26 protein-coding genes and 3 tRNA genes are annotated in these 26,820 nt (G+C 62.3%); 15 read left to right on the plus strand and 14 right to left on the minus strand.

Going from position 1 to position 26,820, the window contains the following annotated elements:
* Position 1: 1 nt before the first annotated feature.
* The 4 genes from B0G80_RS11465 to B0G80_RS11480 form a co-directional block, all read right to left on the minus strand.
* On the minus strand, positions 2–301 hold the full coding sequence (locus B0G80_RS11465) for a phosphopantetheine-binding protein (protein ID WP_106283313.1): 300 nt from the start codon (positions 299–301) through the stop codon (positions 2–4).
* The gene (locus B0G80_RS11470; protein ID WP_116118065.1) at positions 276–1,070 is read right to left on the minus strand and encodes a 1-acyl-sn-glycerol-3-phosphate acyltransferase; all 795 of its coding nucleotides are present in this window, start codon (positions 1,068–1,070) and stop codon (positions 276–278) included. Before B0G80_RS11470 ends, B0G80_RS11465 begins: the two co-directional genes overlap by 26 nt.
* A complete protein-coding gene (locus B0G80_RS11475; RefSeq protein WP_116119630.1) occupies positions 1,054–1,818 on the minus strand; it encodes a beta-ketoacyl synthase chain length factor in 765 nt (254 codons plus the stop codon). The genes B0G80_RS11470 and B0G80_RS11475 overlap by 17 nt, the downstream gene beginning before the upstream one ends.
* A 677-nt stretch (positions 1,819–2,495) precedes the next feature.
* Positions 2,496–3,200, minus strand: a complete 705-nt coding sequence (locus tag B0G80_RS11480; protein WP_116118066.1) for a DUF4136 domain-containing protein — start codon at positions 3,198–3,200, stop codon at positions 2,496–2,498.
* A 240-nt stretch (positions 3,201–3,440) separates the two neighbouring features.
* Here B0G80_RS11480 and pepN point away from each other — a divergent pair, with 240 nt between their 5' ends.
* From pepN to B0G80_RS11505, 5 genes are all read left to right on the plus strand, one after another.
* A complete protein-coding gene (pepN, locus tag B0G80_RS11485) occupies positions 3,441–6,137 on the plus strand; it encodes an aminopeptidase N (protein ID WP_116118067.1) in 2,697 nt (898 codons plus the stop codon).
* Between the two features lie 204 nt (positions 6,138–6,341).
* A complete protein-coding gene (locus B0G80_RS11490) occupies positions 6,342–6,623 on the plus strand; it encodes a type II toxin-antitoxin system RelE/ParE family toxin (RefSeq protein ID WP_116118068.1) in 282 nt (93 codons plus the stop codon).
* A gap of 16 nt (positions 6,624–6,639) precedes the next feature.
* Positions 6,640–7,095 (plus strand): HigA family addiction module antitoxin, encoded by a 456-nt coding sequence (locus B0G80_RS11495; RefSeq protein ID WP_116118069.1) that lies wholly within the window; start codon positions 6,640–6,642, stop codon positions 7,093–7,095.
* A 121-nt stretch (positions 7,096–7,216) separates the two neighbouring features.
* Complete coding sequence (locus tag B0G80_RS11500; protein WP_106283319.1) at positions 7,217–8,233, plus strand: class 1 fructose-bisphosphatase; 1,017 nt, start codon at positions 7,217–7,219, stop codon at positions 8,231–8,233.
* A 55-nt stretch (positions 8,234–8,288) separates the two neighbouring features.
* Positions 8,289–8,364 (plus strand) — tRNA-Thr (locus B0G80_RS11505).
* Positions 8,365–8,464: 100 nt separating this feature from the next.
* Here B0G80_RS11505 and B0G80_RS11510 read toward each other — a convergent pair.
* Positions 8,465–8,671 carry a hypothetical protein gene (locus B0G80_RS11510; protein WP_116118070.1) on the minus strand — a complete coding sequence of 69 codons (207 nt, stop codon included), beginning with the start codon at positions 8,669–8,671 and terminating at the stop codon, positions 8,465–8,467.
* Positions 8,672–8,908: 237 nt separating this feature from the next.
* Between B0G80_RS11510 and B0G80_RS11515 the strand changes: the two genes are divergently transcribed.
* Positions 8,909–11,596, plus strand: a complete 2,688-nt coding sequence (locus tag B0G80_RS11515) for an excinuclease ABC subunit UvrA (protein ID WP_116118071.1) — start codon at positions 8,909–8,911, stop codon at positions 11,594–11,596.
* A gap of 18 nt (positions 11,597–11,614) precedes the next feature.
* Here the strand turns inward: B0G80_RS11515 and B0G80_RS11520 are convergent, their stop codons facing one another.
* Complete coding sequence (locus B0G80_RS11520; RefSeq protein ID WP_258878881.1) at positions 11,615–12,202, minus strand: LysR substrate-binding domain-containing protein; 588 nt, start codon at positions 12,200–12,202, stop codon at positions 11,615–11,617.
* Positions 12,145–12,537, minus strand: a complete 393-nt coding sequence (locus B0G80_RS46385; RefSeq protein ID WP_258878882.1) for a LysR family transcriptional regulator — start codon at positions 12,535–12,537, stop codon at positions 12,145–12,147. Before B0G80_RS46385 ends, B0G80_RS11520 begins: the two co-directional genes overlap by 58 nt.
* A 128-nt stretch (positions 12,538–12,665) precedes the next feature.
* On the opposite strand from B0G80_RS46385, the gene B0G80_RS11525 reads away from it, so the two are divergent.
* The 3 genes from B0G80_RS11525 (at position 12,666) to B0G80_RS11530 (ending at position 15,300) form a co-directional block, all read left to right on the plus strand.
* Positions 12,666–13,781, plus strand: a complete 1,116-nt coding sequence (locus B0G80_RS11525; RefSeq protein WP_116118072.1) for an aldo/keto reductase — start codon at positions 12,666–12,668, stop codon at positions 13,779–13,781.
* 514 nt (positions 13,782–14,295) lie between these two features.
* Positions 14,296–14,445 carry a hypothetical protein gene (locus B0G80_RS45805; RefSeq protein WP_007180815.1) on the plus strand — a complete coding sequence of 50 codons (150 nt, stop codon included), beginning with the start codon at positions 14,296–14,298 and terminating at the stop codon, positions 14,443–14,445.
* A 258-nt stretch (positions 14,446–14,703) separates the two neighbouring features.
* Positions 14,704–15,300 (plus strand): chorismate mutase, encoded by a 597-nt coding sequence (locus tag B0G80_RS11530; RefSeq protein WP_116118073.1) that lies wholly within the window; start codon positions 14,704–14,706, stop codon positions 15,298–15,300.
* 130 nt (positions 15,301–15,430) lie between these two features.
* Here the strand turns inward: B0G80_RS11530 and B0G80_RS11535 are convergent, their stop codons facing one another.
* On the minus strand, positions 15,431–16,582 hold the full coding sequence (locus B0G80_RS11535; protein WP_106283325.1) for an exonuclease domain-containing protein: 1,152 nt from the start codon (positions 16,580–16,582) through the stop codon (positions 15,431–15,433).
* Positions 16,583–17,176: 594 nt separating this feature from the next.
* On the opposite strand from B0G80_RS11535, the gene B0G80_RS11540 reads away from it, so the two are divergent.
* Positions 17,177–17,425 (plus strand): hypothetical protein, encoded by a 249-nt coding sequence (locus B0G80_RS11540; protein WP_116118074.1) that lies wholly within the window; start codon positions 17,177–17,179, stop codon positions 17,423–17,425.
* A 528-nt stretch (positions 17,426–17,953) separates the two neighbouring features.
* Positions 17,954–19,099 carry a porin gene (locus B0G80_RS11545; RefSeq protein ID WP_116118075.1) on the plus strand — a complete coding sequence of 382 codons (1,146 nt, stop codon included), beginning with the start codon at positions 17,954–17,956 and terminating at the stop codon, positions 19,097–19,099.
* 114 nt (positions 19,100–19,213) lie between these two features.
* Here B0G80_RS11545 and greB read toward each other — a convergent pair whose 3' ends face one another.
* On the minus strand, positions 19,214–19,783 hold the full coding sequence (gene greB / locus B0G80_RS11550; RefSeq protein ID WP_106283328.1) for a transcription elongation factor GreB: 570 nt from the start codon (positions 19,781–19,783) through the stop codon (positions 19,214–19,216).
* Positions 19,784–19,903: 120 nt separating this feature from the next.
* Between greB and B0G80_RS11555 the strand changes: the two genes are divergently transcribed.
* Both B0G80_RS11555 and B0G80_RS11560 read left to right on the plus strand, forming a co-directional pair.
* A tRNA-Arg gene (locus B0G80_RS11555) sits at positions 19,904–19,980 on the plus strand.
* Between the two features lie 78 nt (positions 19,981–20,058).
* Positions 20,059–20,135: transfer RNA gene (locus B0G80_RS11560), tRNA-Arg, on the plus strand.
* Positions 20,136–20,243: 108 nt separating this feature from the next.
* Here the strand turns inward: B0G80_RS11560 and B0G80_RS11565 are convergent.
* The 5 genes from B0G80_RS11565 to B0G80_RS11585 all read right to left on the minus strand — a co-directional run bounded on the left by B0G80_RS11565 (position 20,244) and on the right by B0G80_RS11585 (position 25,226).
* Entirely contained in the window at positions 20,244–20,732 is a 489-nt protein-coding gene (locus B0G80_RS11565; RefSeq protein WP_116118076.1) for a phage protein NinX family protein, read from the minus strand.
* A 107-nt stretch (positions 20,733–20,839) separates the two neighbouring features.
* Positions 20,840–23,197: a bifunctional (p)ppGpp synthetase/guanosine-3',5'-bis(diphosphate) 3'-pyrophosphohydrolase gene (locus B0G80_RS11570; RefSeq protein WP_116118077.1), complete on the minus strand. Its 2,358-nt coding sequence runs from the start codon at positions 23,195–23,197 to the stop codon at positions 20,840–20,842.
* A gap of 142 nt (positions 23,198–23,339) precedes the next feature.
* Positions 23,340–23,543 (minus strand): DNA-directed RNA polymerase subunit omega, encoded by a 204-nt coding sequence (gene rpoZ / locus B0G80_RS11575; RefSeq protein ID WP_006025620.1) that lies wholly within the window; start codon positions 23,541–23,543, stop codon positions 23,340–23,342.
* Between the two features lie 60 nt (positions 23,544–23,603).
* Positions 23,604–24,284 (minus strand): guanylate kinase, encoded by a 681-nt coding sequence (gene gmk / locus B0G80_RS11580; protein ID WP_106313868.1) that lies wholly within the window; start codon positions 24,282–24,284, stop codon positions 23,604–23,606.
* A gap of 18 nt (positions 24,285–24,302) precedes the next feature.
* Positions 24,303–25,226: a YicC/YloC family endoribonuclease gene (locus B0G80_RS11585; RefSeq protein WP_106283332.1), complete on the minus strand. Its 924-nt coding sequence runs from the start codon at positions 25,224–25,226 to the stop codon at positions 24,303–24,305.
* A 210-nt stretch (positions 25,227–25,436) separates the two neighbouring features.
* On the opposite strand from B0G80_RS11585, the gene rph reads away from it, so the two are divergent.
* Together rph and rdgB are read left to right on the plus strand one after the other, a co-directional pair.
* Positions 25,437–26,177 carry a ribonuclease PH gene (rph, locus tag B0G80_RS11590; RefSeq protein ID WP_106283333.1) on the plus strand — a complete coding sequence of 247 codons (741 nt, stop codon included), beginning with the start codon at positions 25,437–25,439 and terminating at the stop codon, positions 26,175–26,177.
* A complete protein-coding gene (rdgB, locus tag B0G80_RS11595) occupies positions 26,170–26,817 on the plus strand; it encodes an RdgB/HAM1 family non-canonical purine NTP pyrophosphatase (RefSeq protein WP_116118078.1) in 648 nt (215 codons plus the stop codon). Before rph ends, rdgB begins: the two co-directional genes overlap by 8 nt.
* The last annotated feature ends 3 nt before the right edge of the window (positions 26,818–26,820 follow it).

Below are 26,820 nucleotides of genomic sequence, written 5' to 3' on the forward strand. Positions count from 1 at the left end.
TTTACTCCCCCTTTCTGGTTGTTTCGTTCACAGCGTGCACCGCTTCGCGCTGGCTCGCCACCAGCGCCGCCAGCGTGCTGATCGAGCGGAAGTGTTCGCGCGTGCGCTCGTCGTTCGCTGCGATGGTCAGTTGGTATTGTTTGCGCAGCACGATGCCGATTTCGAGCGCATCGATCGAATCGAGGCCGATGCCGTCGGTATCGAACAACGGTGCATCGTCGTCGATATCGGCCGGGCTCAGGTCTTCCAGATCGAGCGCTTCGATCAGGAGCTGTTTAATTTCGAGTTTTAAAGAATCCATAATCGAACAGGTGCTGGGTAATGTGGGCTTCGACGGCGCTCGTCACGCTGCGCGCCGCGAGAGCCGGTGGAGTGTCATGAGCCGCGAGCTGGTCGACGCCGAGCGGCTCGAGCACGTTCACGCGTATTCTGAACGCGCGCGCCGGCACGTCGTACCAGCGCATCTGCTTGGTGAATGCGGGCGGATCGCAATCCATCAGCACCGGGACGATCGGTGCGCCGACCTTCAGCGCCATGTGCGCGAAACCGCGCGAAAACGCGTGCAGCCGGTTCGGCGCCGGGCTGCGCGTGCCTTCCGGAAAGATGATCATGGTATAGCCCGCGGCCAGTTGCTTCGCGCCGGCCTCGACGAGTTCGGCGGGATCGGCATTGCTGACGTATTCCGCCGAGCGCACGATGCCCCAGAAACACGGGTTGCTCCAATGCGCGTTTTTCACCACGCAGCAGGCATGCGGCGTGAGCGACAGCAGCACCATCACGTCGAGGTAGGTCGGGTGATTCGCGACCACGATCGCCGGGCCGCCCGCGCGCAAGGCCTGCACGCCGGACACTTCCAATTCCATCACGCCGATGCGTTGCAATACCGCGACCAACGCGCGGAAAAACCAGTGAATCACGCTCGTCACCGCGAATTGGCGCGAGGCGCGGTGCGGCCACACCCATGCGAGCGGAAACACCACCACCGAAAACAGCACGCCGCACACCCCGAAGACCACGAAAGCCATGCCGGTCGCGCAGAATCGCCAGAAGTAATCAAGCCGCGCGGCCATGCCACCTCCAATGCCACGTGGCGCCGGCGTTTTGCCAGGCGGTGGGCAGGCCGGTTTCCAGACAGTGCTGCAGCGCCTGGCTCTGGGTTGCGAAGAAGGTTTCCGGGGCGGCGCTATTTTTACCGCCTGTTTCGTCTGTTTCGCCCGTCTTGCCTGCGCGGGCTTCGCTCACCGGCGCGGAGTCTGATTGGTCTGCGCGCGACACCGTGCACTCCAGCTCGCCCGTCGCCGTTTCGCTATCGAGCAGGAGCGCGATCGCGCCGCCCTGCACTTCGTCTTCGATCGTGCCGTATGCCGGATCGGCCGGTTCGTCCGCGTACACCAGCAGCGTCGGCGAATCCGGCTGCGTGGCATATTGCGCATGGGCCTCCAGAAGCGCGTAACCCAGCGTTTCCGCGCCGGCCGAGATCGCGCTCGCCGCGGAGCGGTCGCCGCGCGCAATCCCGAACACGCCGGTCATGGCATTGAGCACCGAGAGGCTGAAGGCAGTCGGCGAGACCGGCTCGCCCGCGCTGATGGCGCGCAAGATATCCGTGGTGCGCCGCAATTCGCCGTGGCGCGAGGCAAACACCACCCGCACCGCGTCCCGGGCGACACAATCGTGCGCAACCTTCAGCGCCACCCTGGAGAGAGTGCTCAGACGACGCCGCACGATCGGCTCGATGAAGCCGATATCGGGTGAGGCAGATGCGGCAGCAGGCCAGCTAGACCAGCGAGCGACCGGAATGGTCCAGTGCAGATCGGGCATATCGGGTTCGCGCGTAGAAGCGAGGAGAGGCTGAAGCGCCTGACGGAATACGGCACCGTCACAGCGTTCACGCGCCGCGCGGACCGGCAAGCTCCAGCCGGGGTCGATCCAATCTTCTAATAGGGTTCAACGGATTAACGGCACATGGCCCCCGATTATTTAGGCGCCTTTTGTCAATTCGTCTGAAGGATAGTCGCGGGCCCCTAGGGTCGCCGGAATCATACTGAATATTCTCGGATAAATCAGCTTCGAAAGACGTATCCATCTGTATCCGTATCTCTCATACGACGCCCGGCTGAAAAGCGTAGGCGGAGGCCTCCGGCGCCGTTTTCCAGCTCGGGAACGAACCCTTTATCCGCTAGCAGCGCGGCTGTCGCCGATTCTGAAGTCGAAACCATTTCGCCGAAATACGGTAATACTTTCAATTTACTTTCTTAAAAAGTGTTTCAGATTGGAAGGCGCTGGCGTTGTTTGTCGTTCAGAAGGAAGTCTCGCCACGTACGGTCGACTCGGATCTGCCCTAATAAGATAGGCCATGCGGATATCCGAGTGCGGTATTGGGCGTAGAGCTTCACGCCCGCCGACGGCGAAAAGCAAAACGGCCCGGCAGTGTGACCTGCGGGCCGCTTAACCTGCACCGACACCGCCGATTCGACGCGTCGTCAGCCAGGTACTATTTACTGAACGACTTTCGCACCGGACGCCGGCATTGGCGCGGCGGCGGGCGCCGTGCCGGTCGCCACCATTTCGTTCGACGGGCCGCCACTCGTACCCACCGGAATCTTTACCGTGTGAACCACACCGTTGCCGAGTGGGAAATCGGCCAGCGCGCTACGCGCCAGATACGGCATGGCCCGAACCAGCGAGGACTCGCCGCCCGTATTGCGCGCCGTCACGTTGTAAACCTCCTTGCCGCTTGCGCGCTCGGTAATCCGCACGCCCAGCAGGTGGGTGAAAATCGGATAGCTCTGGTTCACGTAAGTGGCCGGGAATGCGCCCCACGGGCCCCACGGATCGAACGGCCGGCCATAACCCCAGTACGGCGCCGGCCATGGGTTGTAATACACCGGCTCCGCAACTGTCACCACGTCCGAACGAATCCCATAGGACAGTCCGACCAGATAGCGGGCCTGCGCGCTGTCGACCTGACGGAACGAATGCGTGGCGAGTTCGTTCGCGACCAGGCGCTCGTAGGTGCTGAGCTCGAGATTATTCTGCTGGTCCGCCGCTCGCGTGAACGCGTAGGTGCGCGTGGCGTCACTGCCGCTCCAGTCTGAGAAGGCCGTGACCTGGGTGGTGACGTAGGTCGTGCAGCCGGAAAGCAGCACCGCCAGTGCGCCCAGCAGCAGCGCGGCGTGGCGGGTCCATCGATCGATTTTCATGGTCTACCTCGTGAAGCTTCCAAGTTGCTTCTGTATTGTCCGTCAAACTTGTCCGTCAAACCCGGCCCCGTCGACGCACAGGCATTCCCGCACTCGGGCGCCCGATAATACGCTGACCAGCCGACCCGGTAAAAAGTTCGCTCCGCACAATTCGCCGAGGCTTTGTACAATGGCTCGACATGCCCGGCCCGCGCGCCAGAAGCGCGCTCGCCGGCTCGAGTTCCAACACTACAGAACGCCATGGCCGATACCGCAACGCCCAATGTGATTCGCCGCGCCGACTACGCGCCGCCCGCCTTCCTGATCGACACCGTTGCACTGGAGTTCGATCTGGTCCCCGAACGCACGGTTGTCCGAAACACGATGCGCGTGCGTCGCAATCCGGAGGCGTCGCGCGCCGCGCATCTGGAGCTGATGGGCGAACAACTGGAGTTCGTCGGCGCCGAGATCGACGGCCAGCCGTTCGCCCACGCCCACGCGCACGAACACGGCTTGCGGCTCGACAACGTGCCGGATCAGTTCGAACTGACGCTCACAAGTATCTGCAATCCGGCTGACAACACGACGCTGTCGGGCCTTTACGTGTCCGGCGGCAACTTCTTCACGCAGTGCGAGGCCGAGGGCTTTCGCCGCATCACTTACTTCCTCGACCGTCCGGATGTGATGGCGACCTTCACGGTCACGCTGCGCGCCAATAAAGCCGATTATCCGGTGCTGCTGTCCAACGGCAACCTGCTCGAGGAAGGCGATTTGCCTGACGGCCGCCACTTCGCCCGCTGGGAAGATCCGTTCAGAAAGCCGAGCTATCTGTTCGCGCTGGTCGCGGGCAAGCTGGTCGCCCTGGAAGAGCGCGTGAAGAGCGGCTCGGGCAAGGAAAAGCTGCTGCAGGTGTGGGTCGAACCGCACGACCTAGACAAGACCCGCCACGCAATGGATTCGCTGATCCATTCGATCCGCTGGGACGAGGAACGCTTCGGGCTCGAACTCGATCTGGACCGCTTCATGATCGTCGCGGTGAGCGACTTCAACATGGGCGCGATGGAGAACAAGGGGCTCAACATCTTCAACACGAAGTACGTGCTGGCGAACCCGGAAACGGCAACCGACACCGACTTCGCGAACATCGAGGCCGTGGTCGGCCATGAGTATTTCCACAACTGGACCGGCAACCGCGTCACGTGCCGCGACTGGTTCCAGTTGAGCCTGAAAGAAGGCCTGACCGTGTTCCGCGATCAGGAGTTCTCGGCCGACATGGCAGGCGGCGCCACGGACGAAGCCGCGCGCGCCACCAAGCGCATCGAAGACGTGCGCGTGCTGCGCCAGATGCAGTTCGCCGAAGACGCGGGTCCGATGGCGCATCCGGTGCGCCCGGAAAGCTACGTCGAGATCAACAACTTCTACACGATGACGGTCTACGAGAAAGGCTCGGAAGTCGTGCGGATGTATCAGACGCTGTTCGGCCGCGACGGTTTCCGCAAGGGCATGGACCTGTATTTCAAGCGTCATGACGGCCAGGCCGTGACCTGCGACGACTTCCGTCACGCACTCGCCGACGCCAACGGCCGCGATCTCACGCAGTTCGAGCGCTGGTACAGCCAGGCCGGCACGCCGCGCGTGTCCGTGCGCACGCAATACGACGCCGCGCAGCAACGTTACAGCGTGACGCTCACGCAAGGCTACGGCGAAGGCGCACCGGCCGCGCGCGAAACGCAAAAAGGCCCGCTGCTGATTCCGTTCGCGATCGGTTTGATCGGCAAGGACGGCCGCGACCTGCCGCTGCAATTGCAAGGCGAAAATACGGCCTCGGCCTTCACCACGCGGGTGCTCGAATTCACACAGACCGAACAGACTTTTACGTTCGTCAACGTGGCGCAGGAGCCGCTGCCCTCGCTGCTGCGCAATTTCTCGGCGCCGGTAATCGTCGAATACGACTATTCGGCGGATCAGCTTGCGTTCCTGCTTGCTCATGACAGCGATCCGTTCAATCGGTGGGAAGCCGGCCAGCGGCTCGCCACGCGCGAACTGCTCACGCTTGCAGGACGCGCCGCCACCGGCGTGCCGCTGCAACTCGACGACTCCGTGGTGGCCGCGTTCGCCCGCGTGCTGACCGACGAAACGCTCTCGCCTTCGTTCCGCGAACTCGCGTTGATGCTGCCTTCGGAAGCGTATCTCGCCGAGCAGATGGCCGAATCGAATCCGGCCGCCGTGCACGCCGCGCGGCAGTTCGTGCGCAAGCGTCTTGCCAATGCTCTCAGGGGCGACTGGCTCAAGGTGTACGAGCAGCATCGCACGCCGGGTGCGTATGAAGCCACGCCCGAAGCGGCGGGTCATCGCGCGCTGAAGAATCTCGCGCTGTCGTACCTCGCGGAACTCGACGATCCTGCCGAAGCCGTGCGTCTCGCGTCCGCGCAATACGATGCGGCGAACAACATGACCGACCGCTCGGCGGCGCTCTCCGCGTTGCTCAATGCGTCGGCAGCGAATGGCGGCAGCGCCGAGGCGCAGCAGGCGCTGGACGACTTCTACCGGCGCTTCGAAAAGGAGCCGCTCGTCATCGACAAATGGTTCGCCTTGCAAGCCACCCAGCGTGGCAGCGCGCAACGTCCGGTGATCGGGATCGTGCGTAAGCTGATGACGCATCCGGCCTTCAACCTGAAAAACCCGAACCGCGCGCGCTCGCTGATTTTCAGCTTCTGCGCGGCGAATCCCGCGCAGTTCCATGCCGAGGACGGCTCAGGCTATGCGTTCTGGGCCGATCAGGTGATCGCACTCGACGCCATCAATCCGCAGGTGGCTGCCCGCCTCGCCCGCTCGCTGGAATTGTGGCGCCGCTTCACGCCAACGCTGCGCGACGGCATGCGCGCGGCGCTGGAGAAAGTGGCGGCTCAGGTGAAATCGCGCGACGTGCGCGAGATCGTGGAGAAAGCGTTGGCATAACGCTCGCCTGAGCGCTGTGGTCGCATCGAAAAGCCGGCACGCGTTGCCGGCTTTTTTTCGTCCTGCATTTTTTTGGAAGCACGACGCGGCCGCGCGCGGCGATAACGTTAGCCATCTGGACGACTGTTCGACTTGTGCCGATGGGGCGAAAGTAAACGTATTCATTTAACGGTTTACGTTTAACGCATTGCGTTATATTATCCCATGATCACGACATTCGGCGACAAAGCTACGGCGGGAATCTTTCAGGGCAAGTTCGTGTACCCATTGCCGCTTCACATGCAGGCGCTCGCGCGCCGCAAGCTGTTCATGATCGACGCCGCGGAATCCATCCGCGACCTGCATGCGCCGCCGGGCAACCGGCTGGAATCATTGCAGGGCCAGCGCAGCGGGCAATGGAGTATCCGGACCAATGCGCAATGGCGCATCTGCTTTCATTTCGTCGAAGGGGAGGCGCTGAATGTCGAAATTGTCGACTATCACTGATTATTGGGAGACCGGCATGGTCATCAAACGCTCCGATCTGGGCAGCATCGATTTCTCGGACATCGGCACCGGCGACAGCATCCCGGAAAGCCATCCGGGCGAAATTCTGCGCGGCGAGTTCCTCGAACCGCTCGGCATGTCGGTCAACGCGCTCGCGCTTGCGCTGCGGGTCCCGGCACCGCGCATCAACGACGTAGTGCGTGGCAAGCGCGCCATCTCGGCCGACACGGCGCTGCGGCTCGAGCGCTACTTCGGCGCGAGCGCGCAGTTCTGGCTCAATCTGCAAATCGCCTACGACCTGCGCGTCGCCACCGCGGCGGCCGGCAAGCAGATCGAGCGGGAAATCGAACCCATGCCGAAGGCCCAACGCCCGAAAATGCCGAAGATATCGGCCGGACACGCCCGCGCCGCCGCGCTCGCAGCCAATGTGAGCGGCAAGGTCACGGCCGGCAAGGCGCGCCGCAAAGCCTGAATTTCGCCACGCACCGGCATGTCCGGCGCGATCGCTGTGCAGGGTTCCCGCGCAAAAGCGCGGAAGCGACACAACGAACGGTTAAAATCGGAACATTCCTCAAGCCTTCCCGGAGTACAGCATGGCTTTGCAACGTCGTACCACTCTCACGAAGTACCTGATCGAGCAGCAGCGCGAAACCAACAATCTGCCGGCCGATCTGCGCCTTTTGATCGAAGTCGTCGCGCGGGCGTGCAAGGCAATCAGCTACCACGTCAGCAAGGGCGCGCTGGGCGATGCGCTCGGCACAGCGGGCAGCGAGAACGTTCAAGGCGAAGTGCAGAAAAAGCTCGACATCCTGTCGAACGAAATCCTGCTCGAAGCGAACGAATGGGGCGGCAATCTCGCCGGCATGGCTTCCGAGGAAATGGAACAGTTCTTCCCGATCCCGGCGAACTATCCGAAGGGCGAATACCTGCTCGTGTTCGATCCGCTGGACGGCTCGTCGAACATCGACGTCAATGTGTCGATCGGCACGATCTTCTCCGTGTTGCGCTGCCCGGACGGCCAACAACCCACCGAACAGTCGTTCCTTCAGCCGGGCACGCAGCAGGTCGCCGCGGGCTATGCGGTCTACGGTCCGCAAACCGTGCTGGTGCTGACCACCGGCAACGGCGTGAACTGCTTCACACTCGACCGCGAACTCGGCTCGTGGGTGCTCACGCAAAGCGATATGCGCATTCCGGTCGAAACGCGTGAATATGCGATCAACGCTTCGAACGAGCGCCACTGGTATCCGCCGGTCGAGCAGTACATCGGCGAATTGAAGGCTGGCAAGGACGGTTCGCGTCAAAGCGACTTCAACATGCGCTGGATCGCCTCCATGGTGGCGGACGTGCACCGTATCCTGAATCGCGGCGGCATTTTCATGTATCCGGCCGACAAGCGCACGCCGGACAAGCCGGGCAAGCTGCGCCTGATGTACGAGGCGAATCCCATGGCCTTCATCGTCGAGCAGGCGGGCGGCGCCGCGACCAACGGTGAGAAGCGCATTCTGGACATCCAGCCGAAAAGCCTCCATGAACGCGTCGCAGTGTTCCTCGGCTCGAAGAACGAGGTGGACCGGGTTACACGCTACCATCTCGAAACAAAAAAGTGAGTTCAGGGGCTTGCCAAGCTGATTAAGAAGTCCCTATAATCTCGTTTCTCCTGATGCCGGAATAGCTCAGACGGTAGAGCAGCGCATTCGTAATGCGAAGGTCGGGGGTTCGATTCCTCTTTCCGGCACCATCAAGATTCAAGCAAAAAGCCCAGTCCTCGCGACTGGGCTTTTTGCTTTTCTGAGCATGCTTTGGCCGCATCCGCGCAAAGCGCCCTCAAGCTAACCGCGCTACGGCTCACCCACGAAAACCGGCCGATCGAATTGCGCTGTCACGCCGAGGTTGCGTGCCACAACGGAATTTTCCACGCGGGCCGGCTCCGGCTGCTGAGTGCCATAGGCGGCGACCGCTTCCTGCGGTGCCGACGAGAACCACAAAATCCGGCCGTCACACTCGATTCCGACCTGACGACCTTTCCAGTACACGGCGTTTTCCATGGCGAACTCTCCGAGGGGCGAAGACTGCCATCTTCCGCGCCGGCCGTGGCGCGTCCGTTACCCACCGCACTCTGGGCGCGGATAATCGCTATCAACGATAGGCGCCGATTTCCGGGTTGACTGAGTGCGCGTGCTCCGCCTTCACTGGCATCATCGCCATTTCATCGTCGGGCATGCTCCGTGCAACTTCACCAACATTCGCCTGAAGCGCCGGGCGATGCTCACCTATTCATCGATATGGACACCAGCCGCAACAAAGCCCGCTCGACGTCGCCGCCGTCCGACGCACCCGCCTTCACCGGCTTCGTGCGTGTGCGCGGCGCTCGCGAACACAATCTGAAGAACATCGACGTGCAGATTCCGCGTGATGCGCTGGTCGTCTTTACCGGCGTATCCGGCTCGGGCAAATCGTCGCTGGCATTCGGCACGTTGTACGCCGAAGCGCAGCGGCGCTATTTCGAATCGGTCGCGCCGTATGCCCGGCGCCTGATCGAGCAGGTCGGCGTGCCCGAAGTGGACGCCATTGAGGGTCTGCCGCCCGCGGTCGCCTTGCAGCAACAGCGCGGCACGCCGAGCGCGCGCTCGTCGGTTGGCAGCGTGACCACGCTGTCGAGTCTCGTGCGGATGCTCTATTCACGCACTGGCGACTATCCGCCGAAGCAGCCCATGCTGTTCGCCGAGGATTTCTCGCCGAACACGGTGCAAGGTGCCTGTCCGACTTGCCATGGACTCGGCCGCGTGTACGAGGTCACGGAAAAATCGATGGTGCCGGACGACTCGCTGACCATTCGCGAGCGCGCAATCGCTGCATGGCCGCCCGCCTGGCACGGACAAAATCTGCGCGACATTCTGGTGACGCTCGGCTACGACGTCGATAAACCGTGGCGCGATTTGCCGAAGAAAGACCGCGACTGGATTCTCTTCACCGACGAACAGCCGACCGTGCCGGTCTACGCCGGTCTCACGCCGAAGGAAACCCGCGCCGCGCTCAAGCGCCAGGACGAGCCGAGCTATCAAGGCACCTTCACGGGTGCGCGCCGCTACGTGCTGCACACGTTCGCAAACACCCAAAGCGAGTTGATGAAAAAGCGCGTGTCGCGGTTCATGATCGGCAGCGTCTGTCCGACCTGCCATGGCAAGCGGCTCAAGAAGGAAGCGCTGTCGGTGAAGTTCGCCGGGCTCGATATCGGCGAGTTCGCCCAGTTGCCGCTGGCCAGACTCGCCGAGATGCTCGAACCGATCGCGCGCGGCGAGTGGCCCGAGCCGGATGTAGCACATGCGGGCAAAGACGCGGCCAAAGGCAGCGTGCTCAGCAAGAACGCTATGCGCGATGCCGTCGATAAACGCGTCGCCGCGGGCGGTTCCGCGCATAAAGCCGCGCCTGACGTACGGCGCACGCCCAACCTGTCCGCGGAGAAACGCGTCGCCGCGCAACGCATCGCGGCCGAGTTGCTCGAACGCATAACGACACTGGTCGATCTGGGTCTGGGCTATCTGGCACTGGAGCGCAGCACGCCCACGCTGTCATCCGGCGAACTGCAGCGCTTGCGACTCGCCACGCAGTTGTCGTCGCAGTTGTTCGGCGTCGTATATGTGCTCGACGAACCATCAGCCGGACTGCATCCCGCGGATGGCGAAGCACTCTTCAGCGCGCTGCAGAGCCTGAAGGCCGCGGGCAATTCGCTGTTCGTCGTCGAACACGATTTGCAGATGATGCGGCGCGCCGACTGGCTCGTCGATGTCGGTCCCGCAGCCGGGGAAGCAGGCGGCCATGTGGTTTATAGCGGGCCGCCCGCCGGCCTCGCGAAGGTCGAAGCGTCGCATACGCGCCGGCATCTATTCGCGCCGCCTGCGCCGGTCGCACGCGCGACGCGCAAACCGGCCGGCTGGTTGAGGCTCGCCGGCATCACGCGCAACAATCTGCACGGGCTGGACGCCGCGTTTCCACTCGGCTGCCTGACCGCCGTCACGGGCGTGTCGGGCTCGGGCAAATCGAGCCTCGTGAGCCAGGCGCTGCCGGAACTGGTCGCCAGCCACCTTGGACGCGTCTTTGAAAATCCCGACGACGACGAGCAGGACCCGTTGCTTGCCGCCGCGAGCGCGCCGACCGGCGGCCGCATCGTCGAAGGCATGGACGCGCTGCGGCGGCTCGTGCGCGTCGATCAGAAACCGATCGGCCGCACGCCGCGCTCCAACCTGGCCACCTACACGGGCCTCTTCGACCACGTGCGCAAGCTGTTCGCCGACACGCCGCTCGCCCGCAAGCGCCGCTACAGCGCGGGCCGCTTCTCGTTCAACGTGGCGCAAGGCCGTTGCCCGACGTGCGAAGGCGAAGGCTTCGTCAGCGTCGAACTGCTATTTCTGCCGAGCGTCTATGCGCCCTGCTCGACCTGTCACGGCACGCGCTACAACACGCAGACGCTGGAAGTCACATGGCGCGATAAGAACATCGCCGAGGTGCTCGGCCTGACCGTCGACGCCGCATGCGATTTCTTCGCCGACGATGCCAGCGTGATGCGCGCGCTGAAAGTGCTGCGCGACATCGGCCTCGGCTACCTGCGGCTCGGTCAGCCGGCCACCGAATTGTCCGGCGGTGAAGCTCAGCGCATCAAGCTCGCCACGGAACTGCAACGCGCACAACGTGGCGACACGCTGTATATCCTCGACGAACCGACCACCGGCCTGCATCCCGCCGACGTCGACCGGCTGATGGTGCAACTTCAGGGACTCGTGGATGCCGGCAATACTGTCGTCGTGGTCGAGCACGACATGCGAGTGGCCGCGCAAAGCGACTGGGTCGTCGACGTCGGCCCGGGCGCCGGCGACGCAGGCGGCAAGATCGTGGCGAGCGGCACGCCGGCTGAGATCGTGCGCGCGACGGAAAGCCGCACCGCCGAGTATCTGCGGCAACTGCTTGTAGTGTGAAAGAAGGAAGCGTGTGCGTTAGCGAGCGCTGCGCTTCTCTTTCAGGAAGTCGATCAACGCGCGCAGTTTGAGCGGCATTTGCGCGCGGCTCGCCGTGTAGAGATAGAAACCGGGAAAGCTGGGACACCATGCGTCGAGTACGCGCGAGAGGCGGCCATCGTCGAGTTGCTCGCGTATGTAGTCCTCGATTACGTGCAGCAGACCCACGCCCTGCTCCGCGGCTTGCACCATCGTGCGCAGGTCGTTGGTGACGAGCGCGCCGCGCGTCTCGACCTCGAAGACACGCGCCGGATCGTCGGGCGGCGCGAACTCCCATCGATAGATGCCGCCGCTCGACGTGAAGCGGTAGCGCAGGCAGTCATGCGCGGCGAGATCGGCTGGCGTGGCGGGCGGCGCATAGCGCTCGAAATAGGCCGGCGAGCCCGCCACTGCAATGCGCATCTCGCCGCCCAATGGCACCGCCACCATGTCCCGCGCAACCCGTTCGCCGAGGCGGATGCCGGCGTCGAAGCCTTCGCCTACGACATCGGCCAGGCCGTCGTCGAGCGTCAGGTCGAGGCGGATCTGCGGATAACGGCGCGTGAATTCCGCGAGATGCGGCTGCACCAGCAACTCGCTCGCGATCCGCGGCAAGTTGATACGCAAATTGCCCGCGGGCTGGTCGCGGGCTGGTCGCGGGTTTCGTCGAGCGCCTCGAAGGCGGCTTCGAGTTCGCCCAGCGCCGGCCGCACGCGAGCGAGAAACTGCGCGCCGGCTTCGGTCAGCGCCACGCGCCGCGTGGTCCGATTGAACAGACGCACATTCAACTGGGTCTCGAGCGAGCGGATGTTTTGCGACAGCGCCGAAGCCGTCACGCCGGTCTCGGCGGCCGCGCGCGTGAAGCTGCCGTGACGCGCCACGCTTACGAACCCCATCAATGCCGGCAGTTGCGCAGGATCCATCGCGGCCCCCATTATTAAGTCAGACTTCACAATCCTTGCAGACAAGCGGCATTTTTCCACGAAAAGAATAGGCGCACGATAGGGCCGTCGATTCAATTTTTCGTAGCGCACCGCTCAAGGAGACTGACATGACGATGAATCGCTATACCCTGCTCGGCCGCTCAGGCTTGCGTGTCAGCCCGATCGCGCTCGGCACGATGACCTTCGGTACGGAATGGGGCTGGGGCGCCGAGGAAAAGTCGGCACAACGGCTGTTCGATCTGTACGTGGATGCCGGCGGCAATTTCGTCGATACCGCCGACCTCTATACGGAAGGCACCAGCGAAAAATGGCTGGGCAAGTTCGTCGCGGCGCGCGGCCTGCGCGAGCGGCTCGTGATCGCGACCAAATACGGCTACAACGCCGAGACCGGCAACCCGAACGCGGGCGGCAACCATCGCAAGAATTTACTGCGCGCGCTCGACGGCTCGCTCAAGCGGCTGGGCACCGACTATATCGACCTGTACTACCTGCACACGTGGGACCGCGTCACGCCGGTGGAAGAAGTGATGCGCGCCATGGACGACGCCGTGCGCGCCGGCAAGATCCGTTACGTCGGTTTGTCGGACACGCCCGCCTGGTTTGCCGGGCGCGCGCAGACGCTCGCCGACTGGCGCGGCTTCGAGCCGGTCGCTGCCATGCAGCTCGAGTACTCGCTGATTGAACGCAACGCGGAGAATGAGTTCGCCGATCTCGCCGCCAATCTCGGCATGGGACTCGTGCCGTGGAGCCCGCTCGGCATGGGCGTGCTGTCCGGCAAGTACCGGCCTTCGCAAAGCGGCGCGGCAGGCGGCTTTTCCGGCGACGGACGTCTCGCGAGCATGGCCGGCGCGCCGCCGCCGGGATTCGACAAACTCACTGAGCGCAACTTCCGCATCGTGGCGGAACTGGAGTCGGTCGCCCATCTCGCCGGCCGGCCGATGGCGCAAGTTGCGCTGAACTGGCTGCATCAGAAGCGCGGCGTGTCGAGCATTATCGTCGGCGCCACGCGGCCGGAGCAGCTGCAGGAGTCGCTCGGCTCGCTCGACTTCACGCTGGCGCCGGAACTCATCGCGCGACTCGACGCCGTGTCCGAACCGGCCCGTCCATTCCCCTACTACATGTTCGCGGACGGTCATCAGGCGCGGATTCACGGACAAGTCGAAGTGACTGACAAACCGGCCGGATATTCCTCGTCGGTGAAAATCCCTGCACCGACATCTTAAAAATATGCGTCTGACGAAAGCCCAGCGTTCGCTGCCGAACGTTGGAATTTCTTATTCAGGCGAAAGATCTTAAAAAGTGTATTTAGTCGTCAACGAAACTCGAGAACCGCTCGTTTACAAAACATTAGAGGGCCGAATGGCGCGTGCTGAACCGAGTGGCAATTAACGAACGTTCGGCCTCTTAAGCGGAAAATGCTGCGAATGCGGCGGCGCACAAAAATCCGCGACGGTTGGTTTGATATCAGTCAATACGAGTGTGGAGTGTGCGAAAACGCGGGCTCGATGCTGAACGGCCTGCAGGATAAGGCCGAGAGGGAAACGGCTGCAATATTTGGACTGCCTGGAAGGGTGACCGCAAATCAATTTATTCGCAGTCATCCGATAAATTCTATTCAAATATTCCGTTCCGTTGTTGGCCTGTGCCGTTAAAGCAACAAAGAACATGTGACCGGCATCAGCCGCTGGTGCAAAACGGGGACCGAGGCAGATAATCGGTTTGTAAAGGAGAGAGATCATGGATGCCAAACCACCGAAAGTTCCGACCCCGGATAAAGTCTTTTGCCCGGATCCGGAACCGGCTGGCGTTGAGTTTTTGGGTGCTGAACTGCCGGAGCATGTTCGCGCGTTTTTCGACGAGCAACGCAAGTCGTGCGACTCGAAGTAGCTGTGCAGTGGCGCAATGCAGCATGGACGTGCGTGCAGCGGTTGCGTGCACACGTCTAACCGATCGTTTTCTGCTCGATTCGTGACACGGGGTCAGTCCGTCTGATCAGGTGACGCCCGGCCGTGCGGCTTGGCGTCGGCATTTGACCGCCTCGACAAATGTACCTGCGGTGTTCCGATCGCGAGCAAGACGCGGGCTCGATGCATCGTCTATTCTTCTGGTTTTTCCTCCGTGGCCGCTCGGCTACTGCCATCTTCCATGAATCGTTCTTATCGCTTCGGCGCGTCATGCGCGCTCGCGCTGCTGACCGCTCTTGCATTCGCGCCCGCTCCCGCCATCGCGGATGGTGACGACACCGCGCTCACCAGTCTGATCGCGCTTGCCTCGCAGCGCCTCGCACTCGCGGAACCCGTGGCGCGCTGGAAATGGGCCAATCACCAGGACATCACTGACACGCCGCGCGAGAACGCTCTCCTCGCCGATGTCGAGAAGCGCGCTGCCGCGGCGAACGTCGACCCGGCGTTCGCCCGTGCTTTCTTTCAGGATCAGATAGACGCCAGCAAAGACGTCCAAAATGCGCTGTTCGCCACGTGGCGCGGCACCCAGGCGCCGCAAGGACCCGCGCCCGATCTGGCAACCAGTACGAGACCGCAGTTGGACCGGCTGACGCAATCGCTCGTCGCCGGCCTTGCGCGCGTTCAGCCATTGCGCGCGGCACCGGATTGTCCGTCGCGCGTCGCGCAGTCGCTGGCTAACTGGAAGTCGCTGACGCGCTATGACTCGGCTCATTCGAGCGCGTTGACGCGCGCCCTCGGGCACGTGTGCGAAACCGGTGGCGTGGGCGCAACCGGTTAGGTCGGCTGAGATAAGCGCGCGGTTTGAGGCCGGCTAATGGCCGCGGAGACCGCGCGCTTGAACCTACTTGGTTGAACAGCGGGCTATCGGTTGAAAACGAAGTCGCTGAACGCCGGACTGGCGAACGTCTTCAGGCGAGACTCGCCACCGCCGCGCCACTCGACACGCTCAACGGCATCACACGCAAACCGCGGGCGAGATGGCTCTGCAAGATGCGATACGTCGACAGTTCGAACCGTCCCGCCGCACTCGACGCATGCAATTCCGCCGCCAGCGCGAGCGACGCCGCGTGGCCGACGTAACACCAACGGTCGACGACATGAAACGCGCGCGCCTGCGACGCCTCCTCGCGCTCTTCGAATACGATCGGCCCGTCGAACGGCCACGGCGCGTCAGCGGGATCGCTCTTCGCGATACGCGGCACACGGTTATGGCCGGGACGCAGCGTCGCGATCCACTGCGCCTCCGCGAGCATGGCGCCCAATTCCCCGCCGGTCGCGCGCCACTCGACGCGCCGCACCTGCTGCGCGAGCCGGATATCTTTCGACGAGCGCCGCTCGCCGGTCAAATGTGAGCGCACGCGCTGGCGCACGCGCACGCTTCGCCCGACATACAGCGGCACATCTTCTTCCCCATAGAACGCGTAGACGCCGCAACCGGCCGGCGCGGTATCGAGCAGATCTTCCGTGATGTCGCCTGCAAGCCGGTAGCGCCGCGTGGTGCGCTCGATCTGCGTGCGCAATACGTCGAGCGGCACGAGGCCGTGCAGCCGTTGCCAGAACTGCCAGATCAGATCGGCGTCGGCGAGCGCGCGGTGGCGATCGGAAGGCACAAGCGCATGACGCTCGACCAAGGCGTCGAGACCGTGACGCTTTTCCGCCGGGAACAGCGCTCGCGACAGGCGCACGGTACACAGCACGTCCGGATCGAACGCAAGGCCCACCCGGCGAAACTCGCCGCGCAGAAATCCGCGATCGAAACTGGCGTTATGCGCGACGAACAGTTTGCCGTTCAGACGCTCGAAGAGCGCCGGCGCGATCGCATCGAAGGTCGGCGCGCCCCGCACCATCGCATTCGTGATGCCGGTGAGTTGCTGGATGAATGAGGGAATCGGCTGCTGAGGGTCGACCAGACTGCTCCAGCGCGACACGCCGGCAGGTCCGATTTCGACCACACCGACCTCGGTGATGCGATGCTCGGCGGTCGAGCCGCCGGTGGTTTCAAGGTCGACGAAGACGATCGGCCCATCCAGGGCCGGTTCCGGCAAAAACTGTTCAGACATGGAAAAGGAGACTTTGGACGCGTGGCTTTGCGGCAAGTATGCACCAGTTGGCGGCCGAGTACCCGGGTAGCATCGCGTTACGTCGAGTGACTTGCGGCTCAACGGTCCTGTTTCCGCTTAAGCGACAAGTCTCTCGCAACACCTGAAATCAGTATGTTTCACGGCCGCCACAGCGGAATGATGGCGAAGCGGATATTTCGTTTCAGCGCACTGCTCGATTTTGTTAATCAATCAAGAGAACACCACATCGCGCGCGATCTGGCAGGTGAAATTCAGCCTTGCCGCTATACGAGGAAGGGAGAAATGCCGTCACGTGAATTCTCGATATGCGTTTATCACGCGCCACACAAAGCCCGCGCTTATTGGCTTATAAAAATCCGAAGCGCGTATATATGTAGTTCTGTCTAGATAATCAGACCAAGTCAATATTACTCAAACGATTGTAGGGACGCTTTATAACGGGAAAATTTTCAGCAAACTGCCGACACATGTAACGAAAGACGTTCCGTAAGTGTTTGTCCGACTTGCTGCACCGCATGCATAGCCGGATGATCGGATTCAGTAGTTGTAGTAACGCGCATTAGGGAGATTGCCATGCTGTTTAACCAAATCCGCCGCCTCTTTACCTGGCTGACCCACTCGCACGACAACACGGCCTCCGAACAATCTGCACCCGCCGCGGACACGCCGTCGATCTTCGAAATCGATCCCATGTGGCATGGCGATCATTGGCAAAATCTGCTGTCGTCCCCCATGGACGCGCGTCACTACGTCATGGAAGACTGGAGCGTTTCGATCGCGGACGACTGGAACGAAGTGGACGGTGCGGCGCCCGCCCACTGACCACGTCGTCAATCGGCGCGACGCAGGCAAAAAAAAGCGCGACTGGAAAGTCGCGCCGACAAAGGTTTGGAGATCTTTTTCGTCAACGAAAAAGTCTGCTTCGGAAAGCAGAAACTTCAGTATAGCGGTTCAGTTCCATTTCGATTATTCACATAAATAACAATCATCTGTTGCGGCAATAACAACAATCTCGTTTTACGTTTTATTCCGTTGTTTTTTAGCATCGATTCTTGTCGCGAATCAGCAACGCACCGCCATCTGCGCCAGGCTCACACCTCTTGAAAATCGCTGAAGGCCTTTATTGATAAGGCTTCAGCGGCTTTCGCATATCGTTTCTTAACGCGTAATACTTTATTGCGCAAATCGGAACGTCCATTACGCGGAGTGTCTCTCTACACTCTGCGTAACCGGAAACCAGCGCGATTTTGCTCAACGCGCATCTCACTCGGACTACGCCTCTCGCAGCGCCCGCGTGAAGGTCTCCTTAAGCCTGGGTTCAACGCCCGCTCTCGCTCTCGGAGTTACAAGATGAAAAAGACACTCATGGTCGCCGCCCTCACGGGCGTTTGCGCAACCGCCGCGCATGCACAAAGCAGCGTCACGCTGTACGGTTTGATCGACGCCGGCATCACTTATACGAACAACCAGCACGGCCATAGCAACTGGCAGGAAACCAGCGGCTCGGTGAACGGCAGCCGCTGGGGCCTGCGTGGATCGGAAGATCTGGGCGGCGGTCTCAAGGCTATCTTCACGTTGGAAAACGGCTTCGGTATCAATGACGGCACACTCAAGCAAGGTGGGCGCGAATTCGGCCGTCAAGCGTTCGTCGGTTTGACGAGCGACCAGTTCGGCGCCGTCACCCTCGGCCGTCAATATGACAGCATGGTGGACTATGTCGGTCCGCTGGCGCTGACCGGCACCCAATACGGCGGCACGCAGTTCGCGCATCCGTTCGACAACGACAACCTGAACAACTCGTTCCGCATCAACAACTCGGTCAAGTACCAGAGCGCCAACTACGGCGGCTTCAAGTTCGGCGCGTTGTATGGCTTCTCGAACCAGGCCGACGGCTTCGCGAACAATCGCGCTTATAGCGCGGGTGCGTCGTACAGCTGGGGCGGCCTGAACGTCGCCGCCGCGTACCTGCAACTGAACAGCAACGGCGCGACCGGCGCGGCTGCGGCGTTCAATTCGGGTGGCGCAGTGTCGAGCGACAACACGTTCTTCGCGGGCCGCCAGCAAACGTGGGGCGCGGGTGCCAACTACGCGTTCGGCCCGGCAACCGTCGGCCTCGTGTACTCGCAAACCAACCTGTCGAGCCTCGCCGGTATCGGCGCTAGCGCTTCGGGTCAAAGCGGAGGCATCCCCTTCGGCAACAACAGCGCGCATTTCCAGAACTTCGAAGCAAACGCTCGCTATGCCCTGACGCCGGCGGTCAGCATTGCCGGTTCGTACACATACACCCGCGCAAGCCTCGCTGGGACGCGTCCGCACTGGAATCAATTCAACCTGCAAACCGCGTACGCACTGTCCAAGCGTACTGACGTGTATCTGCAAGGCGAGTACCAGCAAGTCAACGAAAACGCTATCGTGGATGCCGACATCAACGGCCTGGCCGCTTCGAGCAACAATAAGCAAATCGCTGTGACCGCGGGTCTGCGTCACCGCTTCTAAAACCGCGGGTAACAGCCGTGGTCTCGAAGGCGCCGTTCGCGGCGCCTTTTTTTATGCCTCGTCAGCGCCCCAGTTGAACGGTGGAACGAGACAGCACGGTCCGCCAGCGGTGATTCAACCGCCGGTATCTGGCGGCGGATATTTGACGTCGAGGATGTCGATCGGCTGCGGGCCGGCTGGGGTGTACAACGTGACGGTATCGCCGACTTTCGCCTTGAGCAGCGCGCGCGCGATCGGCGAGATCCAGCTCACGTAGCCGATATCCAGGTCGACCTCATCAATGCCGACAATCGTCACGATATGCGCCTCGCCGTCCTCCGTCGCATACTCGACAGTCGCACCGAAGAAAACCTGGTCGACGTTCTCCTGCTTGCTGCTGTCGACGACTTCAGCGAGATCCAGGCGTTTGGTCAGAAAACGGATGCGCCGGTCGATTTCGCGCAACCGGCGTTTGCCGTAGATGTAATCGCCATTCTCGGAGCGATCGCCGTTCGAGGCCGCCCACGACACCAGTTTGACCACTTCCGGCCGATCCTCGTCGATCAGATGCAGCAGTTCATCGCGCATGCGCCGGTAGCCGGCGGGCGTGATGTAGTTTTTCGTGCCGGCGGGAACGTCCGGCGGGGCGACGTCGAGGTCGTCGTCATTCTCTTCGCTCGACTCTTTGACAAAGGCCTTGTTCATGATGATCCGGTAACTGCAGCATTCGACTGCCTATCAAGGGTACACGATCGCGACCATGAGACAAATCGCAGTTACATGCTTCCCTTTTTCAAAACCTTTGCTATAATCTCGTTTCTGCGTGCGGCTGTAGCTCAGTTGGATAGAGTACTTGGCTACGAACCAAGGGGTCGTGGGTTCGAATCCTGCCAGCCGCACCACTTATTCGAGGGCCTTCCTCCGGGAAGGCCCTTACGTTTTACCCAAGTTTCGCGCAGTAAGCATTACCCGTTTAGCGTGCGGCTGTAGCTCAGTTGGATAGAGTACTTGGCTACGAACCAAGGGGTCGTGGGTTCGAATCCTGCCAGCCGCACCACTTATAGAGTGGCCTTCCGATCGGAAGGCCCTTTGTTTTTCGTCGAGTCGAGTTTCATTGGGCCTTGCCCGCACCGGAGGCCTTGGTGGCGGCAACAAAACACGCCCCTCATCGCGGCGGCGACTGAATATCCCCAATCTGCCCGTCCGGACTCGGCAAGTCCACGAACGAACTGCCTGCCGTCTGCTCGCCGATCGGTTGCGCGTGTTCACCGCTCACCGCCTGCGCCTCGCGCAACACATCTCCGACGGTATCGCCAAATCGGCTTTCGACGAACGCCCTCAGCAAGGCAACCCGCAACGAGTCACCCCGCCCTTCGACGGTTCGGTGCCCGCCTTCGAATTCCGCGACGCAGTGCGCGGCGCCAAGCGCGGTCCGCTCGCGCACTTCCAGCCGCTGCGCGCGCTCCAGCACCGCCGCTGCCGCCTCCCACGAGGTGGACGGCGTAAAACGGCCGTCCCACGGACGACCGCGGTCATTGCCGCGAATCGAGACGGTTTCGCCGCTATCGGTAAAGTGGATTTCGCGCACGAAGTCGTGCAGGCTGCGGGCGACCCAATAATCGAGCGCCAGGCCGGTGAGGTCAGCTACGTTCACAAGCGTTCTCCCTGAGTTTCAGATGAGACTCGCGCGTAGCCGGTGCGTTCAGATTCGAATGAGGGAGATGGACTCGCCCGGGACCTGCTCCGCGCAACTGCCGGTGATCAGTAATCCGCTCGCTCGCGATCGATTCGCATCCCGCCGTCGTGACGGTGATGGCCTTCCTCGCTAGGCCGTTCGCGCGCAATGCGCATGACGTCCGGGTTCGTGCGCACGCGACGCATGACGTTGGCCAGATGGACGCGGTCGCTGACCTGGATCACGAAGCGCAACACCGTGGATTCCTGCGACAGGTCTTCGTCCATTGCAATGTGAACGATGTTGGCATCCGCCGAGGTGATATCCGCCGCCACGCGGGCAAACACGCCCTTGGTATTCTTGACCAGCACCTTCACGGCGACGTCGAACAGACGCCCCGGCTGCGGTGCCCAGGCGACGTCGATCCAGCGGCCCGGATCGCGACGGTGGATGCGTTGCGCGACGCGGCAATCCGTGGTGTGGATCGCCATACCGAGACCGATGCCGATATAGCCCATGATGTCATCGCCCGGAATCGGCCGGCAGCACGCGGACAGTTGCACCGACATGCCCTCAGTCCCGGTGATAACCACCGGCGGCGCATGCGGCATATCGGAGTGGGAGCGTGAGCCGTCGTCATCGGCGTCGCGGCCGCTCATCAGCACTTCGATACGCTTGGCCATGACCGCCGCGACACGCCGGCCGAGGCCGATGTCCGCGAAAATTTCCTGACGGTTCTTGTTGCCCGTCCACTGCACGAGCTTTTCCCACGCTTCCGGCGTCACGTCGGAGAGCGCCAGCCCGTAGCCCTTCAACGCCTGGTCGACCAGACGCTCGCCGAGTTGAACGGACTCGTTCAGACGCATTGTCTTCAGATAATGGCGGATCGCCGAGCGTGCCTTGCCGGTACGCACGAAACCGAGCCACGCCGGATTCGGTTTTGAATACGGCGCAGTGATGACTTCGACGATGTCGCCGCTCTTCAACTCGGTGCGCAGCGGCAGCAGTTCGTTGTTAATCTTCACCGCGACGCACTGGTTGCCCAGGTCGCTGTGGATCGAATACGCGAAGTCGAGCGCCGTGGCGCCGCGCGGCAGCGCCATGATCTTCGACTTCGGCGTAAACACGTAGACCGCGTCCGGGAACAGGTCGATTTTGACGTGTTCGAGGAATTCGCTCGAATCGCCCGCTTCACTCTGAATGTCGAGCAGCGATTTCAGCCACTGATGCGCGCGTTTTTGCACGTCGTTCAGGTCCGCGCCGCCATTCTTGTACAGCCAGTGCGCGGCCACGCCCGCTTCGGCGATCTCGTGCATCTTGCGCGTGCGCACCTGAAACTCGATCGGCGCGCCGAACGGGCCGACCAGCGTGGTGTGCAGCGACTGATAGCCGTTCACCTTCGGGATCGCGATGTAATCCTTGAACTTGCCCGGCACGGGCTTGTACAGCGCATGCAGCGCGCCGATGCAGGTGTAGCACTCCAACGCGCTCTCCACGACCACACGGAAGCCGTACACGTCGAGCACCTGCGAGAACGACAACTGCTTGTCGCGCATCTTCTTGTAGATACTGAAGATGGTTTTCTCGCGGCCGGTGACTTCGGCGTCGAGCTTCGCGTCGGCAATGGCGCGCTGCACCGATTCGAGAATCTTGCCGACCACTTCGCGCCGGTTGCCGCGCGCCGCCTTGACGGCTTTTTCGAGCGTGGCGTAGCGGTGCGGATTGAAGTTCGCGAAGCTCAGGTCCTGCAACTCGCGATAAGTATTGTTCAGGCCGAGCCGGTGAGCGATCGGCGCATAGATGTCCAGCGTTTCGCGCGCCACGCGGCGGCGCTTCTCGGGCGGCACCGCGCCTAGCGTGCGCATGTTGTGCAGCCGGTCGGCGAGCTTCACCAGAATCACGCGGACGTCGCGCGCCATCGCGAGCAGCATCTTGCGGAAGTTTTCCGCCTGCGCTTCTTCGCGATTCCGAAACTCCATCTTGTCCAACTTCGACAGGCCGTCGACCAGTTCCGCAACCTTCGGGCCGAAACGCTCGGCGAGTTCGGCCTTGGTCACGCCCTGGTCTTCCATCACGTCGTGCAGCAGCGCCGCCATGAGCGCCTGGGCGTCGAGGTTCCAGCCGGCGCAGATTTCCGCGACGGCAACCGGATGCGTGATGTACGGCTCGCCGCTCTGGCGGTACTGGCCGAGATGGGCTTCGTCGCTGAAATGGAAAGCCGACTTGATTTCCTTGATCTCTTCCGGCTGCAGATAGCCGGACAAGACGGACGTCAGTTTGGCGATTGAGACGACGTCATGCCGGCGCGGTTGCTCCGGCGTGGCGGTCGGCCCGAACAGATGGCGAAACGACTGTTCGAGGACCGCGTCGATGTACTTCCGTGCAGACGAGGGCGAGTCAGCGTCGTGTTCCACTTCCGTGGCGGTGGGCGGGGTAGCACTCAATTTCGCCTCCGTATCGGTTGGGGTTGGACGCCGGTCTGCAGGTTGATGCAATTACGTGTGGCAAATAGGTATAGCAGGTGTAGCAAGCGCGTGTGGCAAAACAGCTTCGACAAACGCGCAATCGAAAACGGAACAGTGCGCCTTAAACAGGCACCTTCTTCAGCATTTCGACGCCGACCTGGCCGGCTGCGATTTCGCGCAGCGCGACGACCGTGGGCTTGTCGCGGCTCTCGATCTTCGGCGTGTGGCCTTGAGCGAGTTGTCGCGCGCGATAGGTTGCGGCAAGCGCGAGTTCGAAACGGTTCGGGATCTGTTTGAGACAGTCTTCGACGGTAATGCGGGCCATGTTGGGTTCCTTCTCAGTATGTTGCTTATTCTACCTTATGTGCTCGATGCACCGCCGCGTTCACGCGTGTGGCAAGTGAATGCCGAGCTGCACGAAAAGCTGCGTGTGGCGCGCGTATTGCGAGGCGAAGCGCGAACGCGTCGCGGCCACCAGACATTGCAGTTCGCTGAGCGCGCGCTCGAACTTCTCGTTGATCACCACATACTCCGCTTCCGCCGCGTGCGCCATCTCGCTGCCGGCTGCCAGCAGACGGCGCGTGATCACGTTCGGCTCGTCCTGACCGCGCTTTCTCAGCCGCTCTTCCAAGGCTTCGAGCGAAGGCGGCAAGATGAAGATTTCGACCGCGTTGTGAAACTGCTTTTTCACCTGCTGTGCGCCCTGCCAGTCGATTTCGAGCAGCACGTCATGGCCGTTCTTCATCTGGTCCTCGATCCACACGCGCGAGGTGCCGTAGTAGTTGCCGTGCACTTCCGCGCTTTCCAGAAACTCACCGGCATCGTGACGCTTCATGAAATCGTCGACAGTAGTGAAGTGATAGTGCTCGCCGTCCTGCTCTTTCGGACGCGGCGGACGCGTCGTGTACGAGATCGACAGACGGATCGCGTCGTCGCCGGCGAGCAAGGCGTTCACGAGCGTCGACTTGCCGGCGCCCGACGGCGCGACGACCATGAACAGGTTGCCGGGGTAAGCACCGGCGTACGGATTGCGCGGCGTTTCGCGTGTGTGATGGTGGTCGGTCATGTCGGTGGTGCTCCAGCCTTATTCCAGATTCTGTACTTGCTCGCGCATCTGTTCGATGAGCAGCTTCAGGGTCATCGACGAATCCGCCAGTTCCTTCGCGGCCGCCTTCGAACCTAGCGTGTTCGCTTCGCGATTGAGCTCCTGCATCATGAAGTCGAGGCGCTTGCCCACCTTGCCGCCCTTCTGGATCACGTGACGCGTTTCGTTCAGGTGAGCCGTGAGGCGCGACAGTTCTTCGGCGATGTCGATACGGATGCCGTACATCGTCACTTCCTGCCGAATCCGCTCGTTGATCTCTTCACGCGAGACGATCGTCGCGGCGGTATCCGGCGCGGCGATGCCGAGCGCTTCCTGCAAGCGTTCGACAATCTTCTGCTGATGCTTGGCGATCAACTCCGGCACGAGCGGCGTGATCTTCGTGACGATCGCTTCCATTTCGGTGACGTTGGCGAGCAGCATCGTCGCCAGTTGCGCGCCTTCGCGGGCGCGCACGTCGATCAGGTCGGTGATGGCCTGCTTGCCGCAGGCGAGCACGGCGTCGCGCAGCACTTCGGGCGCCACACCGCTTTCGGCCAGAATGCCGGGCCAGCGCAGAATCTCGCCGGTGCGCAGCCGCTCCGCTTCCGGAAACGTCGAGAGCACCGTGCGCTCCAGCACGGCGAGTTGCGTGAGCGCGTCGTGATTGATCGAACCCGCGTTGGCCGACTGTTCGCTGCGTTGCAGGTTGATACGGATATCGACCTTGCCGCGCGACAGCTTGTTCATCAGCATCTCGCGCAGCGTGGGTTCGCACACGCGCACGTCTTCCGGCATGCGGAAGTTCAGATCGAGAAAGCGCGAGTTCACGGTGCGCAGTTCGACCGATACGCTCACGCCGCCTGTGCCCGAGTCCGCGACGAGTTCGCGCGTGGCGCTCGCATAGCCAGTCATGCTGTAGATCATCGTATTTCTCGCGATTGTGGCCACGCGTTCAACGATGGCCGGAGAGTCGAATCGCCCGGCGTGTACGAGACGCGGGGCGGGGAAACGGCATTATCCCATTTTTGGCGATGGGTCCCCTTGGAGAGTCCCGGCACATGCGGGCAGCCGCCCTACCCGATCGGCTGTAAAATCGCGCTTTCCCTCCCGCTTTTCTTCCTGACCGATCCCAACATGACCAACGACACCCAACGCCCCAGCGGCCGCCAGGCCAATCAGCTGCGCGACGTGCGCATCACGCGCCACTACACGAAGCACGCGGAAGGCTCGGTGCTGGTCGAATTCGGCGATACGAAAGTGATCTGCACGGCGAGCATTGCCGAGAGCGTGCCGTCGTTTCTGCGCGACCGCGGCCAGGGCTGGCTCACCGCCGAATACGGCATGTTGCCGCGCGCGACGCATACGCGCAGCGACCGCGAAGCCGCGCGCGGCAAACAGACCGGCCGCACCCAGGAAATCCAGCGGCTGATCGGCCGCGCGCTGCGCTCGGTGTTCGATCTGGAGAAGCTCGGCGCGCGCACGCTGCATATCGATTGCGACGTGATCCAGGCCGACGGCGGCACGCGCACGGCCAGCATCACCGGCGCGTTCGTGGCGGCGCACGACGCGGTGGCAAGGTTGCTGGCCACGGGCCGCATCGAAAGCTCGCCGATCACGGATTACGTCGCGGCGATTTCGGTGGGCGTGTACGACGGCCTGCCGGTGCTGGACCTCGACTACGACGAAGACTCGCAATGCGACACCGACATGAACGTCGTGATGACGGGCGCGGGCGGCTTCGTCGAAATTCAGGGCACCGCTGAAGGCGTGCCATTTTCGCGCGACGAAATGAACGCGCTGCTGGATCTTGCAAGCGACGGCATCAACACGCTGATCGCGAAGCAGAAGGCGGCGTTGGAGCAAAAGAGTGAGTGAAGTTTTTCAACGCAATGGCGCAGCCGGTTCCGGTGCGCCATTGAAAAAAGTCGTGCTGGCGTCGAACAACGCGGGCAAGCTGCGCGAGTTCGCGGCGCTGCTCGGCGCGGCCGGTATCGAACTGATTCCGCAAGGCGAGTTGAACGTGCCGGAAGCCGAAGAGCCGCATCCGACCTTCGTCGAAAACGCGCTGACCAAGGCGCGCCACGCGTCGAAGCTGACCGGCTTGCCCGCGCTCGCCGACGACTCGGGCCTGTGCGTGCGCGCGTTGCGCGGCGCACCGGGCGTCTATTCGGCGCGCTACGCGCAACTTGCCGGCGGCGAAAAGAGCGACGCGGCAAATAACGCACGCCTCGTCTCGGCGTTGCAAGGCGAAACAGATCGGCGCGCGTATTACTTCTGCGTGCTGGCCCTGGTGCGTCACGCGGACGATCCCGAGCCGCTGATCGCCGAAGGCCGCTGGCATGGCGAAATGCTGGACAAGCCGCGCGGCGCGAATGGATTCGGCTACGACCCGTACTTCTTTTTGCCGTCGCTGAACGCGAGCGCCGCCGAACTCGAACCGGCGGTGAAGAACGCCAGCAGCCATCGCGCGATTGCATTGCGCCAACTGCTCGCGCGTCTGACGGAGGAAGCGTGATTC

The sequence above is a fragment of the Paraburkholderia sp. BL6669N2 genome, assembly GCF_003387275.1.
Lineage (GTDB): Bacteria > Pseudomonadota > Gammaproteobacteria > Burkholderiales > Burkholderiaceae > Paraburkholderia.

What these genes read in the sequence shown, in the direction of transcription:
- B0G80_RS11465 (WP_106283313.1), bottom strand. Translation starts at nt 301, where the DNA reads ATGGATTCTTTAAAACTCGAAATTAAACAGCTCCTGATCGAAGCGCTC.
- B0G80_RS11470 (WP_116118065.1), bottom strand. Translation starts at nt 1,070, where the DNA reads ATGGCCGCGCGGCTTGATTACTTCTGGCGATTCTGCGCGACCGGCATG.
- B0G80_RS11475 (WP_116119630.1), bottom strand. Translation starts at nt 1,818, where the DNA reads ATGCCCGATCTGCACTGGACCATTCCGGTCGCTCGCTGGTCTAGCTGG.
- B0G80_RS11480 (WP_116118066.1), bottom strand. Translation starts at nt 3,200, where the DNA reads ATGAAAATCGATCGATGGACCCGCCACGCCGCGCTGCTGCTGGGCGCA.
- pepN (WP_116118067.1), top strand. Translation starts at nt 3,441, where the DNA reads ATGGCCGATACCGCAACGCCCAATGTGATTCGCCGCGCCGACTACGCG.
- B0G80_RS11490 (WP_116118068.1), top strand. Translation starts at nt 6,342, where the DNA reads ATGATCACGACATTCGGCGACAAAGCTACGGCGGGAATCTTTCAGGGC.
- B0G80_RS11495 (WP_116118069.1), top strand. Translation starts at nt 6,640, where the DNA reads ATGGTCATCAAACGCTCCGATCTGGGCAGCATCGATTTCTCGGACATC.
- B0G80_RS11500 (WP_106283319.1), top strand. Translation starts at nt 7,217, where the DNA reads ATGGCTTTGCAACGTCGTACCACTCTCACGAAGTACCTGATCGAGCAG.
- B0G80_RS11510 (WP_116118070.1), bottom strand. Translation starts at nt 8,671, where the DNA reads ATGGAAAACGCCGTGTACTGGAAAGGTCGTCAGGTCGGAATCGAGTGT.
- B0G80_RS11515 (WP_116118071.1), top strand. Translation starts at nt 8,909, where the DNA reads ATGGACACCAGCCGCAACAAAGCCCGCTCGACGTCGCCGCCGTCCGAC.
- B0G80_RS46385 (WP_258878882.1), bottom strand. Translation starts at nt 12,537, where the DNA reads ATGGATCCTGCGCAACTGCCGGCATTGATGGGGTTCGTAAGCGTGGCG.
- B0G80_RS11525 (WP_116118072.1), top strand. Translation starts at nt 12,666, where the DNA reads ATGACGATGAATCGCTATACCCTGCTCGGCCGCTCAGGCTTGCGTGTC.
- B0G80_RS45805 (WP_007180815.1), top strand. Translation starts at nt 14,296, where the DNA reads ATGGATGCCAAACCACCGAAAGTTCCGACCCCGGATAAAGTCTTTTGC.
- B0G80_RS11530 (WP_116118073.1), top strand. Translation starts at nt 14,704, where the DNA reads ATGAATCGTTCTTATCGCTTCGGCGCGTCATGCGCGCTCGCGCTGCTG.
- B0G80_RS11535 (WP_106283325.1), bottom strand. Translation starts at nt 16,582, where the DNA reads ATGTCTGAACAGTTTTTGCCGGAACCGGCCCTGGATGGGCCGATCGTC.
- B0G80_RS11540 (WP_116118074.1), top strand. Translation starts at nt 17,177, where the DNA reads ATGCTGTTTAACCAAATCCGCCGCCTCTTTACCTGGCTGACCCACTCG.
- B0G80_RS11545 (WP_116118075.1), top strand. Translation starts at nt 17,954, where the DNA reads ATGAAAAAGACACTCATGGTCGCCGCCCTCACGGGCGTTTGCGCAACC.
- greB (WP_106283328.1), bottom strand. Translation starts at nt 19,783, where the DNA reads ATGAACAAGGCCTTTGTCAAAGAGTCGAGCGAAGAGAATGACGACGAC.
- rpoZ (WP_006025620.1), bottom strand. Translation starts at nt 23,543, where the DNA reads ATGGCCCGCATTACCGTCGAAGACTGTCTCAAACAGATCCCGAACCGT.
- gmk (WP_106313868.1), bottom strand. Translation starts at nt 24,284, where the DNA reads ATGACCGACCACCATCACACACGCGAAACGCCGCGCAATCCGTACGCC.
- B0G80_RS11585 (WP_106283332.1), bottom strand. Translation starts at nt 25,226, where the DNA reads ATGATCTACAGCATGACTGGCTATGCGAGCGCCACGCGCGAACTCGTC.
- rph (WP_106283333.1), top strand. Translation starts at nt 25,437, where the DNA reads ATGACCAACGACACCCAACGCCCCAGCGGCCGCCAGGCCAATCAGCTG.